The 16276-nt window shown below is 63.1% G+C and carries 13 protein-coding genes and 1 other RNA gene; 6 read left to right on the top strand and 8 right to left on the bottom strand.

The window, feature by feature from the left end; all coding sequences use genetic code 11:
- The first annotated feature begins 56 nt into the window (after positions 1-56).
- The gene (locus FFY45_RS04350) at positions 57-1184 is read left to right on the top strand and encodes a mechanosensitive ion channel family protein (RefSeq protein ID WP_176339524.1); all 1128 of its coding nucleotides are present in this window, start codon (positions 57-59) and stop codon (positions 1182-1184) included.
- On the opposite strand, the gene FFY45_RS04345 is transcribed toward FFY45_RS04350, so the two are convergent.
- From FFY45_RS04345 to typA, 3 genes are all read right to left on the bottom strand, one after another.
- Complete coding sequence (locus FFY45_RS04345) at positions 1174-2754, bottom strand: amidase (RefSeq protein WP_176339672.1); 1581 nt, start codon at positions 2752-2754, stop codon at positions 1174-1176. The two genes, FFY45_RS04350 and FFY45_RS04345, sit on opposite strands and share 11 nt — an antisense overlap.
- Before the next feature lie 108 nt (positions 2755-2862).
- Positions 2863-3282 carry a DUF2127 domain-containing protein gene (locus FFY45_RS04340; RefSeq protein ID WP_176339671.1) on the bottom strand — a complete coding sequence of 140 codons (420 nt, stop codon included), beginning with the start codon at positions 3280-3282 and terminating at the stop codon, positions 2863-2865.
- Positions 3283-3354: 72 nt separating this feature from the next.
- A complete protein-coding gene (typA, locus tag FFY45_RS04335) occupies positions 3355-5184 on the bottom strand; it encodes a translational GTPase TypA (RefSeq protein WP_006450655.1) in 1830 nt (609 codons plus the stop codon).
- Positions 5185-5400: 216 nt separating this feature from the next.
- On the opposite strand from typA, the gene FFY45_RS04330 reads away from it, so the two are divergent.
- The gene (locus FFY45_RS04330; protein ID WP_006450656.1) at positions 5401-5895 is read left to right on the top strand and encodes a peptidylprolyl isomerase; all 495 of its coding nucleotides are present in this window, start codon (positions 5401-5403) and stop codon (positions 5893-5895) included.
- Between the two features lie 116 nt (positions 5896-6011).
- Positions 6012-6998 (top strand): malate dehydrogenase, encoded by a 987-nt coding sequence (locus FFY45_RS04325; RefSeq protein WP_176339523.1) that lies wholly within the window; start codon positions 6012-6014, stop codon positions 6996-6998.
- 173 nt (positions 6999-7171) lie between these two features.
- Here FFY45_RS04325 and FFY45_RS04320 read toward each other — a convergent pair whose 3' ends face one another.
- The 3 genes from FFY45_RS04320 to FFY45_RS04310 all read right to left on the bottom strand — a co-directional run bounded on the left by FFY45_RS04320 (position 7172) and on the right by FFY45_RS04310 (position 10397).
- Positions 7172-7786 (bottom strand): glutathione S-transferase family protein, encoded by a 615-nt coding sequence (locus FFY45_RS04320; RefSeq protein ID WP_115039905.1) that lies wholly within the window; start codon positions 7784-7786, stop codon positions 7172-7174.
- A 66-nt stretch (positions 7787-7852) separates the two neighbouring features.
- Positions 7853-8314 (bottom strand): cell wall hydrolase, encoded by a 462-nt coding sequence (locus FFY45_RS04315; protein WP_014506828.1) that lies wholly within the window; start codon positions 8312-8314, stop codon positions 7853-7855.
- Between the two features lie 772 nt (positions 8315-9086).
- The gene (locus FFY45_RS04310; protein ID WP_176339522.1) at positions 9087-10397 is read right to left on the bottom strand and encodes an MFS transporter; all 1311 of its coding nucleotides are present in this window, start codon (positions 10395-10397) and stop codon (positions 9087-9089) included.
- A 180-nt stretch (positions 10398-10577) separates the two neighbouring features.
- Between FFY45_RS04310 and FFY45_RS04305 the strand changes: the two genes are divergently transcribed.
- Positions 10578-10654, top strand: a non-coding RNA gene (locus tag FFY45_RS04305) — sX9 sRNA.
- Positions 10655-10836: 182 nt separating this feature from the next.
- Here FFY45_RS04305 and FFY45_RS04300 read toward each other — a convergent pair.
- Together FFY45_RS04300 and FFY45_RS04295 are read right to left on the bottom strand one after the other, a co-directional pair.
- Positions 10837-12876: an NADPH-dependent 2,4-dienoyl-CoA reductase gene (locus FFY45_RS04300; RefSeq protein ID WP_176339521.1), complete on the bottom strand. Its 2040-nt coding sequence runs from the start codon at positions 12874-12876 to the stop codon at positions 10837-10839.
- Positions 12877-13035: 159 nt separating this feature from the next.
- Positions 13036-14058: a zinc-binding alcohol dehydrogenase family protein gene (locus FFY45_RS04295; RefSeq protein ID WP_176339520.1), complete on the bottom strand. Its 1023-nt coding sequence runs from the start codon at positions 14056-14058 to the stop codon at positions 13036-13038.
- Between the two features lie 412 nt (positions 14059-14470).
- On the opposite strand from FFY45_RS04295, the gene FFY45_RS04290 reads away from it, so the two are divergent.
- Both FFY45_RS04290 and FFY45_RS04285 read left to right on the top strand, forming a co-directional pair.
- Entirely contained in the window at positions 14471-15568 is a 1098-nt protein-coding gene (locus tag FFY45_RS04290; RefSeq protein ID WP_023902839.1) for an OmpA family protein, read from the top strand.
- A gap of 190 nt (positions 15569-15758) precedes the next feature.
- On the top strand, positions 15759-16274 hold the full coding sequence (locus tag FFY45_RS04285) for a hypothetical protein (protein ID WP_023902840.1): 516 nt from the start codon (positions 15759-15761) through the stop codon (positions 16272-16274).
- Positions 16275-16276: the final 2 nt, after the last annotated feature.

Below are 16276 nucleotides of genomic sequence, written 5' to 3'. Positions count from 1 at the left end.
GCCGCTTGCGGCATGATCCTGCAGCCATCCCTCTTTCCCCCCACAGGAGGAACGGTTTGACTGCCGATTGGAACGTCATCCGCGAATACGCAATCCCGCTTGGTGCCTCGCTATTGGCGGGCATCGTGGTCTGGTCGTTGATGCTGTGGCTGTTTCGCCGCATGCAAGGCCGCGACTATCGCCGCGCACGCATCATCCGCGTGGTCACACTGCCGGCTGCCTTCATCCTGCCGTTGCTGTTTCTGGGCATCGCGACCGAGGCGACGCCGCTATCGGGCAAAGGCCTGGCAGCGGTGCAGCATCTGTTGCATGTCGGCATCGTCGGCTGCGTGACCTGGTTATTGGTACGCGCGGTCGCCGCCGGTGAGATGGCGATTCTGCGCAGCAACCCGATCGAGGTGTCCGACAACCTCACCGCACGGCGTATCCAGACCCAGACCCGTGTGCTGAGCCGGGTGGTGATGGGTGCGGTGATCCTGCTCGGGATCTCGGTGGTGCTGCTGACGTTTCCGCAAGTGCGCCAGATCGGCAAGACGCTGCTGGCCTCGGCCGGCATCATTGGGCTGGTGGCCGGTATCGCGGCCAAGCCGGTGTTCGGCAACTTGATCGCCGGTCTGCAGATCGCGTTGACGCAGCCGATCCGGCTGGACGATGTGGTGATTGTGGAAGGCGAGTGGGGCCGCATCGAGGAGATCGGCAGCTCGTACGTGGTGGTGCGGATCTGGGACGAGCGGCGCATGGTGGTGCCGTTGACCTGGTGGATCGAGCACCCGTTCCAGAACTGGACACGCAGCAGCGCTGATCTGCTAGGTACCGCGTTCCTGTGGCTGGATTACCGCACCCCGATCGCGGCGGTGCGCGCGGAGCTTGAGCGCATCTGCAAAAGCGAGCCGCTCTGGGATGGACGCGTGTGCGTGACCCAGGTGACGGAAACCAGCGAGAGCACGATCCAGGTGCGTCTGCTGGTGAGCGCACGTAATTCCGGCGATGCGTTCGATCTGCGCTGCATCGCGCGCGAGCGCATGATCGACTTCCTCACCCGCGAGCATCCTTACGCGCTGCCCAGGATCCGCGCCGAGATCGCGGCGCAGGAAAAACCGCCGGAGCGTGCGGCCGCGCCGGTCGCCCAGGAGAGCGTGCGCTCGCCCGGTGCAGAAGACGGCGAGCCCGCGACTACGGTTTAGGCACAGGCACCGCCGCGGCCGGTGCGCTCGGCGCATAGCTGGGCGCAAAGCGCGCCTTGCTGCGTTGCTCGTAGGCGTAGGCCAGTTCGATCAAGCGCGGCTCGCTCCAGGCGCTGCCCATGAACAGCAGGCCGAGCGGCAGGCCCTGGGTCTGCCCCATCGGCACGCTCAGGCTGGGATAACCCGCCACCGCGGCGGCACCGTAACCGGCGCCGGGAAAGGTATCGCCCTTGACCAGATCGGTGACCCAAGCGGCGCCGGTGGTCGGTACGATCAGCGCGTCCAGGCGATGGGTCTTCAGTGCGGCGTCGATGCCTTCCGGCCCGGCCAGCCGTTTGGCGGTGGCGCGCGCAGTGAGATACGCGGGGTCTTCCAGGCCGGGTGCCGCCTGCGCCTGCTCGAACAGCTCTTGCGCGAAGTAGGGCATCTCGCGCTGCGCATGCGTGCGATTGAAGGCGATCAGCTGTTCCAGGCTCGACACCGGTGCGGCGTGGCTGCGCAGATAGGCATTCAACCCGGCCTTGAATTCGACCAACAACACCGTCTGCTCAGCGGCATCCCACTTGCCATCGGTGGCCAGGCTGGTTTCGATGACCGTGGCACCCGCTGCACGCAGGCTCTGCACGGCGCGATCCAGTGCTGCGGCAATGGCGGGATCTTCGCGCAGCGGGTTGCGCAACAGGCCCAGACGCGCGCCACGCAGGCCATCGGGTTTGAGGTGCGCGAGATAGTCCGGTGTTGAAGACGGCGCATCGCGTGTGGCCGGATCCTGCGGATCGGGTGCGGCGATCGCCTGCAGCAACGCGGCAGCATCGGCAACGCTGCGCGTCATCGGGCCGGCGGTGTCCTGGCTGGCCGAGATCGGGATGATGCCGTCGCGGCTGATCAGGCCCACGGTCGGTTTGAGTCCTACCAATCCATTTACCGAGGCCGGGCAGGTGATGCTGCCGTCGGTCTCGGTGCCGATGCCGACGGTGGCCAGGCTGGCGGCGATCGCCGCGCCCGTGCCGGCACTGGAGCCGCAGGGATTGCGATCCAGCGCGTAAGGATTGCGGGTCAGGCCGCCACGCGCGCTCCAACCCGAGCTGGACTTGGTGGAGCGAAAATTGGCCCACTCACTGAGGTTGGTCTTGCCCAGGATCACCGCGCCGGCCGTGCGCAGGCGCTGCACCAGAAACGCATCGCGGCTGTGCTTGAAATCGGCCAGGGCCAGCGAGCCGGCGCTGTTGACCATCGGCACAGCATCGATGTTGTCCTTGAGCAACACGGGAATGCCATGTAACGGGCCGCGCATGCGACCGGCGCGGCGTTCGGCGTCCAATGCGCGGGCATCCGCTTCGGCCTGCGGATTGAGTTCGATCACCGAGTTGAGTTTGGGGCCGACGCGATCGATCGTGGCGATGCGCTGCAGGTATGCGCGCGTGAGTTCCAGGCTGTTGGTCTTGCCGGAAGCCATATGCGCCTGCAAGCCGGCGATGTCGGCGTCGGTCAGATCCAGTTGTTTGGCGGTCGATACGTTCGCATCGGCATGCGCACAGCCGCATAGCGCAAGCAATAGCGCAAAGGACAAGGTGGTGGATCGCATTGACGGTCTCCCCGGAGGACTATTCGCAGGCTAACGGCGCTGCGTCGGGGTGACAACGTGTAGGAAGAAGTGCCGGCAGACGAGCAGGGTGCGTCAGCGACGCCGGCGCTTGAGCAGATCGCGTGCCAGCACGCCGACCACGATCAGATTGATTGCCAGTACGCCCCAGGCGGTCCAGCCGGGATGGCGGACGATGGCGTAGATATCGAATGGCAGATAGATGGCCGCCGACAGGCAGCCCAATAGCGAGGCCCATGCCTTGGCACGCCACAACCCCCAAGCTTCCACGACGTGTAGCAGGCCATAGGCCAGCATGGCGGCAGCGGCCAGATGGACAGCGTCGGGACTGATGGTCTTAAGCAACGACGGCAGTGCGCCGTGGTCGGGATCCAGACTAAACCGGCGGATCATGGTACTGACCGCGTTTTGCAGCGGGAGCGGGCCCAGAATTTCCAGGCCCGTCGCCGCCAACAGCGCAAGCGTCCCTTTGACCGCCTCCAGCAAGGCGATCACATGCAGCCCCGGATGCGCACGCGGATCCGGGCTGTAGGGTTTGTTGCTCACGACCGTGGGCTAACCAGCAACTCAGCCCGAACGGCCGGAGCGCTTACGATCACTTTCGGTCAGGCCCTTCTTGCGCAGGCGGATTTCCTTCGGGGTGACTTCAACCAGCTCGTCGTCCTCGATGAAGTCCAGTGCCTGCTCCAGCGTGTACTTGATCGCCGGGGTCAGCTTGATCGCATCGTCCTTGCCCGAGGCGCGCATGTTGGTCAGCGGCTTGGTCTTGATCGCATTGACGGTCAGATCGTTGTCCTTGGAGTGGATACCGACCAGCTGACCTTCGTACACGTTGTCGCCTTCGGCAGCGAACAGACGGCCACGCTCTTCCAACGGCCCCAGCGCATAGGCCGGGGTGGCGCCTGCAGCGTTGGCAATCATCACGCCGTTCTGGCGCTTGGCGATCGCGCCCTGTTCCTTCGGACCGTAATGGTCGAACACGTGGAACAGCAGGCCCGAGCCCTGGGTCAGGGTGCGGAACTCGTTCTGGAAGCCGATCAGACCACGCGCCGGGATCATGTAATCCAGACGCACACGGCCCTTGCCGTCGGACTCCATGTTCTTCAGCTGGCCCTTGCGGCTGCCCAGCTTTTCCATCACGCCGCCCTGGTGCTGCTCTTCGATATCGACCACAAGCTGTTCGATCGGCTCCATCTGCTTGCCGTCGATCTCCTTGATGATCACTTCCGGACGCGACACGGCCAGCTCGTAGCCTTCACGACGCATGTTTTCGATCAGCACCGACAGATGCAGTTCGCCACGGCCGGAGACCAGGAACTTGTCGGCGTCGGAGCCTTCCTCGACCTTCAGCGCCACGTTGTGCACCTTCTCGCGGTCCAGACGGTCGCGCAGCTGGCGGCTGGTCAGGAACTTGCCGCCGGACAGGTCCTTGTTGCCGGCGAACGGCGAGTTGTTGACCTGGAAGGTCATCGAGATGGTCGGCTCGTCCACGGTGAGCGGCGGCAGGCCTTCCGGCGCGTCGAGCGCGCACACGGTGTCGGAAATGGTCAGCTCGGACACGCCGGAAATGGCTACGATGTCGCCGGCCTCGGCGGTGTCCTGCTCGATGCGCTCAAGGCCCAGGAAGCCCAGTACCTGCAGCACCTTGCCCTGACGCTTCTTGCCTTCGCGGTCGATCACGCTGACCGGCATGTTCTTCTTCAACACGCCGCGCTGGATGCGGCCGATGCCGATCACGCCGACGAAGTTGTTGTAATCGAGCTGGCTGATGCGCATCTGGAACGGGCCGTCCGGATCCACGTCCGGTGCCGACACGTGCTGCATGATCGCTTCGTACAGCGGGGTCATGTCGCCGTCGCGCACGCTCGAATCCAGGCTGGCGTAGCCGTTCAATGCAGAGGTGTAGACGATCGGGAAATCCAGCTGCTCGTCGGTTGCGCCGAGCTTGTCGAACAGGTCGAACACCTGGTCGATCACCCAGTCCGGGCGCGCGCCGGGACGGTCGATTTTGTTGACCACCACGATCGGCTTGAAGCCCATCGCAAAGGCCTTCTGGGTCACGAAGCGCGTCTGCGGCATCGGGCCGTCCATCGCGTCGACCAGGATCAGCACCGAGTCCACCATCGACAGCACACGCTCGACTTCGCCACCGAAGTCGGCGTGTCCTGGGGTGTCGACGATGTTGATGCGGTTGCCGTTCCAGGTGATGGCCGTGTTCTTGGCCAGGATCGTGATGCCACGTTCCTTTTCCTGATCGTTGCTGTCCATCACGCGCTCAGCCAACACGGTGCGTTCGGACAGGGTGCCGGACTGCTTCAGCAGGCAGTCGACGAGGGTGGTCTTGCCGTGGTCGACGTGCGCGACGATGGCGATATTGCGGAGTTTTTCGATGGACATGCGGAAAGGGCCCCTGTCTGGCGCCAGTCTTGAGAAGGTAAGCCCGACATTATAGCGGTTTCGTTGCCGTGCCGTTGCGCCCGGCCGTCAGATGGTTCAAAACGCCCATTCAGCTTACTGTGCACCCCGACCATGGTCGTACGCCTGTACGGCCGGTTACACGCCCGGGTGTATTCTAATGGGCTGTCATACACCCTGAAACCTGCAAGGATTTCCATGTCCCTGATTGCCCATTTCGACACCACCCGCGGCCCGATCGTGGTTGAGCTGTTCGCCGACAAGGCCCCGCTGACCGTTGCCAACTTCGTCAACCTGGTCCAGCGCGGGTTCTACGACGGCCTGAGCTTCCACCGCGTCATCGCCGACTTCATGATTCAGGGCGGCTGCCCGGAAGGCTCCGGCCGCGGCGGCCCGGGCTATCGTTTCGAAGATGAAGCCAACAACGGCGTCGGTCACGACCGCGGCGTGCTGTCCATGGCCAATGCCGGCCCCAACACCAACGGCAGCCAGTTCTTCATCACCCATGTCGCCACCAACTGGCTGGACGGCAAGCACACCGTGTTCGGCAAGGTCACCCAGGGCCTGGACGTGGTCGATGCGGTCGCCCAGGGCGATGTGATCAACAAGGTGACGATCGAAGGCGACACCGACGCCGTGCTGGCCGCCAAGGCCGACCGCGTTGCGGAGTGGAACAAGATCCTCGCCGCCTGATGTCTTTCCCCGAACGGCCGCCAAGTGCGGCCGTTCGCTTGTCATTGCGCGCCGCCAGGCCTTGCGCCACGCCAGCGTGCACCTCCACCCACGTTTTTTAGCAGAGGAAACTCCCCATGAAAGCACCTGTTCGTGTTGCCGTGACCGGCGCTGCCGGCCAGATCGGCTATGCCCTGCTGTTCCGCATCGCCTCCGGCGAAATGCTGGGCAAGGATCAGCCGGTGATCCTGCAATTGCTGGAACTGTCCAATGAAAAGGCCCAGGCCGCGCTCAAGGGCGTGATCATGGAGCTGGAAGACTGCGCATTCCCGCTGCTGGCCGGCGTGGTCGGCACCGACGATGCCGAAGTGGCGTTCAAGGACATCGACGTTGCGCTGCTGGTTGGCGCGCGTCCGCGCGGCCCGGGCATGGAGCGCAAGGACCTGCTGCTGGAAAACGCCAAGATCTTCACCGCGCAGGGTGCGGCCCTGAACAAGGTCGCCAAGCGTGACGTCAAGGTGCTGGTGGTCGGTAACCCGGCCAACACCAATGCCTACATCGCAATGAAGTCGGCGCCGGATCTGAACCCGAAGAACTTCACCGCCATGCTGCGTCTGGACCACAACCGCGCGCTGAGCCAGCTGTCGCAAAAGCTCGGCAAGCCGGTCGGCGGTATCGAGAAGCTGGTGGTGTGGGGCAACCACAGCCCGACCATGTACCCGGACTACCGTTTCGCCACCTCCGATGGCGCCTCCATCGGCGATGCGATCAACGACCAGGAATGGAACGCGTCCAGCTTCATCCCGACCGTGGGCAAGCGCGGCGCGGCGATCATCGAAGCACGCGGCCTGTCCTCTGCTGCGTCGGCTGCCAATGCCGCCATCGATCACGTGCGTGATTGGGTGCTGGGCAGCGACGGCAAGTGGGTGACGATGGGCGTGCCGTCCGACGGCTCCTACGGCATTCCGGAAGGCGTGATCTTCGGCTTCCCGGTGATCACCGCCAATGGCGAGTACACCCTGGTCAAGGATCTGCCGATCGACGACTTCAGCCAGAAGTACATCGACAAGACCCTGGCCGAGCTGGAAGAAGAGCGCAGCGGCGTGTCGCATCTGCTGGGCTGAGTTTTGCTTTAGGTTGTAACGAAAACGCCGGGCAGTGCCCGGCGTTTTTTATGCGTCGCGTAAGTGATGCGTTGCGTTGTGGCGCCAAAAATCAATCACGCACGTCGATGTGGGACTCTCTGTGCGGTAGGTGCTGCCGCCGCACTCTGATCAACTCGCGCGATGCGCTCGGCTTACGCCAGACCTTCGGCCTTCAATGCGGCCTGCACATCGGCATCGGCCAGCATGCGCTGCAAGAACGCATCCAGTGCATTCAAGCCACTCAGATCCACGCCGACCTTCTGCGCCCACAACAAAGTCACGAACAGATACGCATCGGCACCGGTATGGGTATCGCTGGCCAGCCAGGTACGATCCTGCAGATGCGTGTTGGCACGTTCGTACAAGGTGCGCAACTTGCTGCGTGCGTCGTCGTGGCTGCGCGCAAGCAGTGCGTCGTCCTGCAGATACGCAGTGCTGCCGAAGATCGGCTTGAATGTCGGATGCACATCGGCATTGGCGAAGGCGATCCAGCGATTGATCTCGGCGCGGCTGCGCGCAGTGCCGTCGCCGGACAGACCGGTAAGCGGTGCGATGTCGGCGATGTAGTTGAGGATGGCCGCGTTCTGATTCAACGCCCAATCGTCGACCACCAACAGCGGAACCGCGCCGGCCGGATTCAGGCGCAGATACTCGGGGGACTTCATCGTGGCGGCATCGACAACGGTCAACTCGAACGGCAGGCCCGACCAGCGCAACACGATGTGATCTGCCAGCGAGCACGCGCCGGGCTTGGTGTACAGCTTCATAGGAATTCCACGCGAGAACGAAGGCGCAAGCTTAGCGGCAACGCATGCGCGCGTGCGTGGAAAGCGTCAGGATGCAGTGCGTGGACGCAGCTTCTGCACGCGATAGAACGTGTGGTCGCCGATGGTGGCAACCTGATACGCATTGCGCCAGCTGGGGCTCGCAATCGCGCTGGCGGCAAAGTGGCTCGCGCCTGGCACGATCTCTTTGCGTTGACCTACCGGTAACGCCCAGTTGCGCTCTGCGGCCAATGCCACATCCAATGCCTTGTTCCAGGCATCGTCATTCTTGAGCTGAGTTCCCGGTGACACGATGGTCGGCGCGAACTGCTTGCGCGCGGTGACTACCTGACACATCGAATCGCCCCACAAACCACTGTCCAGACGACGCAACGCGACTTCTGCAACGGCTTGTTGGCCACGCAAGGTCTGGTCGCGCGCTTCCAGGTATACGGTGGTACTCAAACACAACGAATCTGCAGCCGGCTGCGGCAATAATTGCGACAGCCAAAGTATCCAAGCCAGTTTCATAGAACTCCTTGCTCCGTATGGGCCGATCCGCAGGCCATCCAAAGTGGATGCACCAGTGCGAAGGGCTTGGCGTCATGGGGAGGCGACCTGCCAAGGGCCGCCAAGTCTCCGGCGAAAGACACATCTGCCGAAGGTGCCCACCAAATGCGGTGGGTCAAAAAGTTGGCGCAAGGTAGGCGGCGATCACATAATCCCTGCTGAATGGGCAGGGTCGACGCGCGTGATTGCCTGCTGTGTCTAGTGCTTCGCTGGATGAGAGCTTTGCGATGCAACATTGAGATGCGTCGCATCGATGTAGCGACTGCACATATTGAAATTTAGAACTGCGCGATACGCATGCGATGTGTGGCAAGTGTGCAGGATGATTGTCTTGCGTTGCATGCATGAAAAGTGCGTATGCGGCACCAAAAGTGTTCTGCGCTACACGCCATCATCACTTGCTAATGTGCTTTAGCGCCGACTTCAGGCGCGTTGATGACATATCGAGATGTGCAGACCGGTGTGCTTAACGCAATGGTCCGCACATGGCTTGCATTGATAGCTTCGCGCAGATGTATCAGTGTCGGCAACGGACGACGATGTTTTGTTAGCCGTTCTAATTCACTGCAGTTTTGAACTCATCATGCGTATTGAATGAGACGCTTCAATTCAGCGTGGCGCAGAAGATTTTTGTGCATCTACTGCATGCACTGCGATTGCTGGTGCGCATCATTGCAATCAGCGAAGAACGTCAGACGCAATCGCTGAAGTTCTTGCTGCGTTATCGAGACGATTACACGTGGCGCGAAGGCAGCGCTGCTGCGACAGATCTGCGTTTTCCAGACATCACAAAGGCGCTACCGGCCCAGGCGATCAACACGCACAGCACGCCGCAAATCATCGGACCCAATGCCATTGCCCACGCCAGATGCGCGTTGTGACCAGAGCGATAGTCGGATGCGCCAAGTAGCAATCCGATCAATGCACTGCCTGCTGCCAATGCAAGTTGGGCGGTGGCGGTGAGTGCGGCGAATCCGCGCGCCTGCTGTGCTGGGCCGTGGCGCGAGGCGAGTTCTGCATGCCGTGCCCAGACCCATTGCCCGGCACTGCCCGCCGCCAGACCGATGCCGAAGGCCAGGCTGGCATCCAGCACGGTGTGGCGAGAGACAGCCATGGCGAACACCAGCCCAAGTGCGGCCAACGCCGCTCCGCTGACGCCTAGTCGATGCATTGCCACAGTCGGCCAGCGTGCAGCCAAGGGCTGCACGACGACGCTGCCAAGCGCATAGGCAATCAACACCGCGCTACCCCATCCCGCCGAGCCCATACGCGACTGCGCCAGATACGGCGCCAATTTGGTAAATGTCGGCAGTGCCAATGCCAGTGCTGCGATGACAGCCAACGGCAGCAACTGATCGCGCTGCCATCGTGGCGCAGATGGCGGCGCTGGAGCGCCTGCAAGCACGTGTGCGTAGCGCTGCAGCGTCTGCCGTAACCACCACGCCGATAGCAGGGCAAGGCTGCCGGACAGCGCGACGATCATCAACGCTGTGGATGCGGCGGCGTGCGTGCCGTCTTTCAGTAGCAGGCCGATCGCTGCGCTGACCAGCAACGCGGCCAGCCCGCTCCCGATCAGACGCAGCGCACTGACGCCGCGCGCGCCATGCCAAGGCCAGTGGGCCAATCCCAACAAGGTATTCTGTGCCACGTCGCCGATTGCATATGCGGCGCGAAACGGCAGGCTGAGCAGCAGTACGCTGATCAAGCGGATATCGGGCGGAAATGCCGGCGTGACAAAGACCAACGACAAGGCGACAGCTGCTAGCGCAATGCCGCGCCATTGCGACCGCCCAGCCCACGCCAGGCTGGCGCCGGCACTCCAGCGCTTCGCTGCGAACACGCCCATCACTGCGCTCACGACCAGGCCGCCAGCGACCGCGACGCCAGCCGCAATCGCGCCCAGTCCGACGTATTCGGTCAACGCAAAAATCAGCAGCAATTCTGCGGTGTACCAGAGCAGGCTCTTGCCGAAATGCGCCGCAGCGTAGGCCAGCAACGCTGCGGGCGGGAGGGTAGGCGGCGATGCAGTCCGGGTCGATGGCATGCCGGGTTTATAGCCGAGCCGCGCGACAGAAAAAAGAATGTACCGAGCATGCTCCGACCAGCGGCGTACCCGGTGGTGTCGCGCCATTGATGGCAGCGTCGACGCCGGCGCCGATCTGTCTCTGTCTAAAGCGGCTAACAAAGCGACTGCGCTCACCGCCACGCGGGTGCGGCCGGTGGCATGTACCACTCGTACACTGCGGTTCTTAGCGCGCCATCCACGCCCACCTGACGACTGCTCGCTACGTTTTGTTAGCCGCTTTAAGGCGCCCGCGCGTGCACTTGCGCAAGCGTCTGCCGAGCAGACCGGCGGTTGCCTTAAATACCGTCGATATCAGCATCGAAGTGAAACCAATGCGGCTCTCTTGCAGACGCACACACCCGCTCTGGCGTCGTAATGAAGAACGGCTGTGGCTTCTACGACATCGCGTGCAAGTTCGTTACAAGGTTGCCGCCAACCGGCATGCCTGATTGATCGCACGCTTGGCATCCAGTTCGGCGGCAACATCCGCACCGCCGATCAGATGCGGTTGCTGCCCGTTGGCCTGCAGCGCGGCAAGCAGCTCGCGACGCGGTTCCTGGCCGGCGCAGACCACCACCGTGCCGACATCGAGCAGTTGCTCGGTGCCTTCAACGCGGATCCGCAACCCTGCATCGTCCACGCCCAGATACTCCACGCCGCCGAGCATCTTGACGCCCTTGGCCTTGAGCGTGGCGCGGTGGATCCAGCCGGTGGTCTTGCCCAGACGCGCGCCGGGTTTGCCGGGGCTGCGCTGCAGCAGCCAGACCTGACGGGCAGGGCGCTCGGGTTGCGGTTTGGCCAACGCGCCGCGCGTTTCGAAGCTGGGATCCACGCCCCATTCGGCCATCCAGCGCGCCGGATCCAGCGCTGGCGAGACGCCTTCGTGCACCAGAAATTCGCCGACATCGAAACCGATTCCGCCGGCGCCGATGATGGCGACCTTGTCGGCCGCTACATGGCGGCCCAGCACTATGTCCAGGTAATTGACCACCATTGGATGATCGGCACCGGGGAAGTCCACCTTGCGCGGCTCGATGCCGGTGGCCAGCACGATCTCGTCGAAGTTTTTCAGGTCAGCCGCCTGCACGGGTGTCTGCAACCGCAGCGCTACGCCGGTGGCTTCGATACGGTGGCCGAAATAGCGCAGCGTCTCGTTGAATTCTTCCTTGCCCGGGATGCGCTTGGCGACATTGAATTGCCCGCCGATTTCATCGCTTGCATCGAACAAGGTCACCTGGTGGCCGCGCTCGGCCGCCACCGTTGCGCAGGCCAGTCCGGCAGGGCCTGCACCGACCACCGCGATGCGCTTTGGCGTGGTGGTCGGTGCGTAGATCAGCTCGGTTTCGTGCACTGCGCGTGGGTTGACTAGGCAGCTGGCCAACTTGTTGTCGAACACATGATCCAGGCAGGCCTGGTTGCAGGCGATGCACGTATTGATCGTGTGCGATTGGCCGGCGCTGGCCTTGTTGGCCCATTGAGGGTCGGCCAACAGTGGGCGCGCCAGCGACACCATGTCGGCTGCGCCGTCGGCCAGGATGCGCTCGGCCACTTCCGGCATGTTGATGCGGTTGGTTGCCACCACCGGAATGCGCAGGTGCGGCTTGAGCTTGGCGGTCACCCCGGCAAACGCCGCGCGAGGTACCGATGTGGCGATGGTCGGAATGCGCGCCTCGTGCCAGCCAATGCCGGAATTGATGATGGTGGCGCCGGCTGCCTCGATTGCCTGCGCCTGCGCCAGGATCTCCTGCCACTGGTTGCCGTCATCGACCAGATCCACCAGCGACAGCCGGTAGATGATGATGAAGTCCGGCCCGCAGGCCTCGCGGATGCGCCGAACGATCTCCACCGCAAAGCGCATGCGCTTGGTCGCATCGCCGCCCCAGGCATCGCTGCGCTGGTTGGTGCGCGCGGCGGTGAATTCGTTGATGAGATAGCCTTCCGACCCCATCACCTCCACGCCGTCGTAACCGGCCTCGCGCGCCAGCCGCGCCGCGCGCGCATAGGCCGCGATCTGCCGATCCACCGCACGCGCCGACAACGCGCGCGGAGTGAACGGATTGATCGGCGCCTTGAGCCTGGACGGCGCCACCGACAACGGGTGATAGGCGTAGCGCCCGGCGTGTAGCAGCTGCAGGCAGATCTTGGCGCCATGTGCGTGCACCGCACGGGTGACCTGACGATGCGGGCGCACTTCCCACGGCCACGACAGCTTGCCGCCAAACGGCTTGAGCCAGCCCACCACATTCGGCGAAAACCCACCGGTGACGATCAGCCCGACACCGCCGGCCGCGCGCTCGGCGAAATACGCGGCCAGTTTGGGGAAATCGCGCGCACGGTCTTCAAGACCGGTGTGCATCGAGCCCATCAGGACGCGATTGCGCAATTGCGTGAAACCCAGATCGAGCGGGGTGAACAGGTGCGGGTAGGGCGAGTCAGGCAGGCCGGTGGCGGGCGACATGATATGGATACGCTGGCGTACGGAGTGCGCACGATGCAGGCAAACGGGCGTATCGGCAAGTCTTGACGCACGCGGCCCGTGCTGTCGGCAGTCTGCTGGAGAGGGCGGGATCCGCAAGCCCGCGCAAACGCAGCGGGCAAACTCAACCAGTGACGCCGATCACCAGCCCGCCAGTACCAGCTTGCCGATCGTGCTGCCGCTTTCCAGCCGCCGATGCGCCTCGCGCAATTGTTGCGCATTGATCGGCGACAGCGTCTCGGTCTGCGTGGTGCGCAGTTCGCCGGCATCGATCAGGCTGGCAGCACGATTGAGGATGCGGTGCTGCTCGACCATGTCTTCTGTTGCATAACGGGCGCGCGTGAACATCAGTTCCCAGTGGATGCCGATGCACTTGGATTTGTAGGGGTCGCCAATCGACAGCGGGCCGCGCGGCTCCACGATCAAACCCACGTGTCCCTGGGGTGCCAGGATCTCGCCCAACTGCTGCCAGTAGCGGTCGGTGTCGGCCAGATTGAGCGCCGCATCCACACTCTGCAGGCCTAGCGCCTGCAATTGCGGGTGCAACGGTTGGTGGTGATCGATCACATGCTGCGCGCCCATCTGGCGCACCCACTCAATCGTCTCCGGCCGCGATGCCGTGGCGATGACCGTAAAGCCGGCATGCCGCGCCAGCTGGATCGCAATGGAGCCCACGCCACCGGCACCCCCGATGATCAATAAGTGCTTGCCGCGATTGCGTGCGCCGTCGAAGGCAAACGGCATGCGCTGGAACAACAACTCCCACGCGGTCAGCGTGGTCAGCGGCAACGCAGCCGCCTCGGCAAAGCTGAGCGAGGTCGGCTTGCAGCCGGCGATGCGCGCATCGACCAGCTGGTACTGCGCGTTGCTGCCCGGCCTTCCGATATCTCCTGCGTAATAGACCTCGTCGCCCACCACGAATGCAGTGACTTCCGGGCCCACTGCTTCGACCACGCCGGCGGCGTCGTAGCCGAGAATTTTCGGCGCATCCAGCGTTTGCGGCTTGGGCGCACGCACCTTGGCGTCGACCGGATTCACCGAGATCGCCTCCACACGCACTAATAAGTCATACCCGGACGGCGCTGCAGGTGTCGGAAGCTCCATGTCAAGCAGCGACTCGGGATCGTCGATTGGAAGATGGCGAGTGATGGCGATGGCTTTCATCGAGGCGCTCCTTTGGGGGAGTTCAGGGTGCGTTGTGATGCTGTTGGCCCGCAACCATCAAGCCCACAATTCAGCTCGGACTAGGGCTCGCATTCACCAATGTGGTCGCGGAGTCATGCCGCCTGTCCCCCGGAGGTCAGACCGCAAGCGTATTCAACTGGCTTAATTGGGCTGCCGTTCATGCGGGGCAATTGTGCTAACTGAGCGCCCGGTCCTTTCCTTCATGAAGCTGTATACGTAGTATTGAGTGGGATCGCCGTCTCTGTTGATTGCTTTCACATGTTATATGTCCGTTAACGCGATCTTCACTGAAGCCGGCTTAATCTGCGCCCCGATGGCTCTGGATGTGACGAGCATCTTTACCAAGAACAATGCCTCTATCGGTTTATCTCCCAAAGAAGGAGCTGTATACATGAACAAGAAAATTCTCACTGCCGCGTTGCTTGGCGGCCTGGCGTTTGCCCAGGCTGCTTCCGCGCAGGAATTCGATGACCGTTGGTACCTGACCGGTAGCGCTGGCTTCAACTTCCAGGACAGCGATCGTCTGACCAATGATGCTCCGTTCGTGACCCTGGGTCTGGGCAAGTTTGTCAGCCCGAACTGGTCGATCGACGGCGAGCTGAACTATCAGAACCCGAATTTCGATGCCAACCAGGACCAGAACTGGAGCCAGTACGGCATCTCGTTCGACCTGCGTCGCCACTTCATCGCTGAAGGCCGCGGCTGGAACCCCTACCTCCTGTTCGGCCTGGGCTACCAGCGTTCGGAAGAAGAGTTCGACGCAACCCCGAACCCGGTTTCGCCGGGCCAGCAGAAAGACGGCAACTTTGCCGCCAAGGCTGGTGTCGGTCTGCAGACCACCTTCGACAAGCGCGTTGCCGTGCGTGCCGAGTTGGCCTACCGCGCTGACTTCAATGACCAGAGCGTTGCTGCTCCGCAGGAAGACTGGTTCGGCGACGTCCTGGCTTCGGTCGGCGTCGTGATCCCGTTGGGACCGGCTCCGTCGACCGCTCCGCCGCCGGCTCCGGCTCCGGTTGCTCCGAGCTGCGCAGACCTGGATGACGACGGTGACGGCGTCAACAACTGCGACGACAAGTGCCCGGCTTCGCAGCCTGGCCAGACCATCGGTCCGGACGGTTGCCCGGTTCCTGTGTCGATCGACCTGAAGGGCGTGAACTTCGACTTCAACAAGTCGACCCTGCGTCCGGACGCACAGTCCATCCTGAGCGAAGCGACCGAGATCCTGAAGCGTTACCCCGACCTGAAGGTCGAGGTTGCCGGTCACACCGACTCGAAGGGTACCGACGCGTACAACCAGAAGCTGTCCGAGCGTCGTGCGACCACCGTGTACGACTACCTGACCAAGAACGGCGTTGATGCGTCGCGTCTGGTCGGCCCGATCGGCTACGGCGAGAGCCGTCCGATTGCTCCGAACGCCAACCCGGATGGTTCCGACAATCCGGAAGGCCGTGCGAAGAACCGTCGTACCGAGCTGAACGTCCAGAACTAATTGGACCGCTAGCTGTTACATACAAAACCCGGCCTTGTGCCGGGTTTTGTCTTTGTAGGACCAGGAAAGGTGCGTCGAGTCGCCGCCAAACCTGTCTGTGTTGCCATCCAGGCACGGTTCCGGTTGAAACAGCGTTCATCGCTGCCTACACTCGCCGCGTCAACACCAAACTCATAATTGGAAGAACCCGATGCTGCGTACCGCCACGGCAGGTTTGCTCTGTCTCGCTTTGATTCCTGCCGCTTACGCCGCCCCGAACTGCGCCGGCAGCACGGTGTCCCAGCCGCTGCCGTTGCCTGCCACGGTGATTGCGCCAGCGGCCGCCGAGTTCTACACCCGTAGCGTCCAGCTGGGCATGCCCACCGGCGTGTTGGCCCAGCCCTATACCAGCGAGCAATCGGTGGACCGCGTGCTGCTGCGGTTGCGCGTGGAAGGCTGCCAGGACCTGGCCAAGGTGATTCCGCCCGGCGGCACCGTCAATTCGAACGATCCGGCCGCCTACAAGGCCACCACTGCGTTCGACAACACGCCGTGGCGCTTTGACATGAGTCAGAACGGCAAGCGCATGACCGCCGAAGAATTCGACGCCTGGATGAAGGCGCGCGGTGTGCGCGTGGTCAAGGCGCGTCCGGTGGCTGCGCCGGCTCCGGCCGCTGCGGCAACTGCAACGCCTGCGGCCGACGCCAAGTCGGTCGAAAACAAGTAAGC

Source organism: Xanthomonas hortorum (assembly GCF_011305375.1).
GTDB lineage: Bacteria > Pseudomonadota > Gammaproteobacteria > Xanthomonadales > Xanthomonadaceae > Xanthomonas > Xanthomonas hortorum_E.
This window is presented reverse-complemented; position numbering and strand designations above follow the sequence as displayed.

Excerpts from the sequence above, each read along its gene's own strand:
- typA (WP_006450655.1), bottom strand. The coding sequence starts at position 5,184 with ATGTCCATCGAAAAACTCCGCAATATCGCCATCGTCGCGCACGTCGAC.
- FFY45_RS04330 (WP_006450656.1), top strand. The coding sequence starts at position 5,401 with ATGTCCCTGATTGCCCATTTCGACACCACCCGCGGCCCGATCGTGGTT.
- FFY45_RS04325 (WP_176339523.1), top strand. The coding sequence starts at position 6,012 with ATGAAAGCACCTGTTCGTGTTGCCGTGACCGGCGCTGCCGGCCAGATC.
- FFY45_RS04320 (WP_115039905.1), bottom strand. The coding sequence starts at position 7,786 with ATGAAGCTGTACACCAAGCCCGGCGCGTGCTCGCTGGCAGATCACATC.
- FFY45_RS04315 (WP_014506828.1), bottom strand. The coding sequence starts at position 8,314 with ATGAAACTGGCTTGGATACTTTGGCTGTCGCAATTATTGCCGCAGCCG.
- FFY45_RS04310 (WP_176339522.1), bottom strand. The coding sequence starts at position 10,397 with ATGCCATCGACCCGGACTGCATCGCCGCCTACCCTCCCGCCCGCAGCG.
- FFY45_RS04300 (WP_176339521.1), bottom strand. The coding sequence starts at position 12,876 with ATGTCGCCCGCCACCGGCCTGCCTGACTCGCCCTACCCGCACCTGTTC.
- FFY45_RS04295 (WP_176339520.1), bottom strand. The coding sequence starts at position 14,058 with ATGAAAGCCATCGCCATCACTCGCCATCTTCCAATCGACGATCCCGAG.
- FFY45_RS04290 (WP_023902839.1), top strand. The coding sequence starts at position 14,471 with ATGAACAAGAAAATTCTCACTGCCGCGTTGCTTGGCGGCCTGGCGTTT.
- FFY45_RS04285 (WP_023902840.1), top strand. The coding sequence starts at position 15,759 with ATGCTGCGTACCGCCACGGCAGGTTTGCTCTGTCTCGCTTTGATTCCT.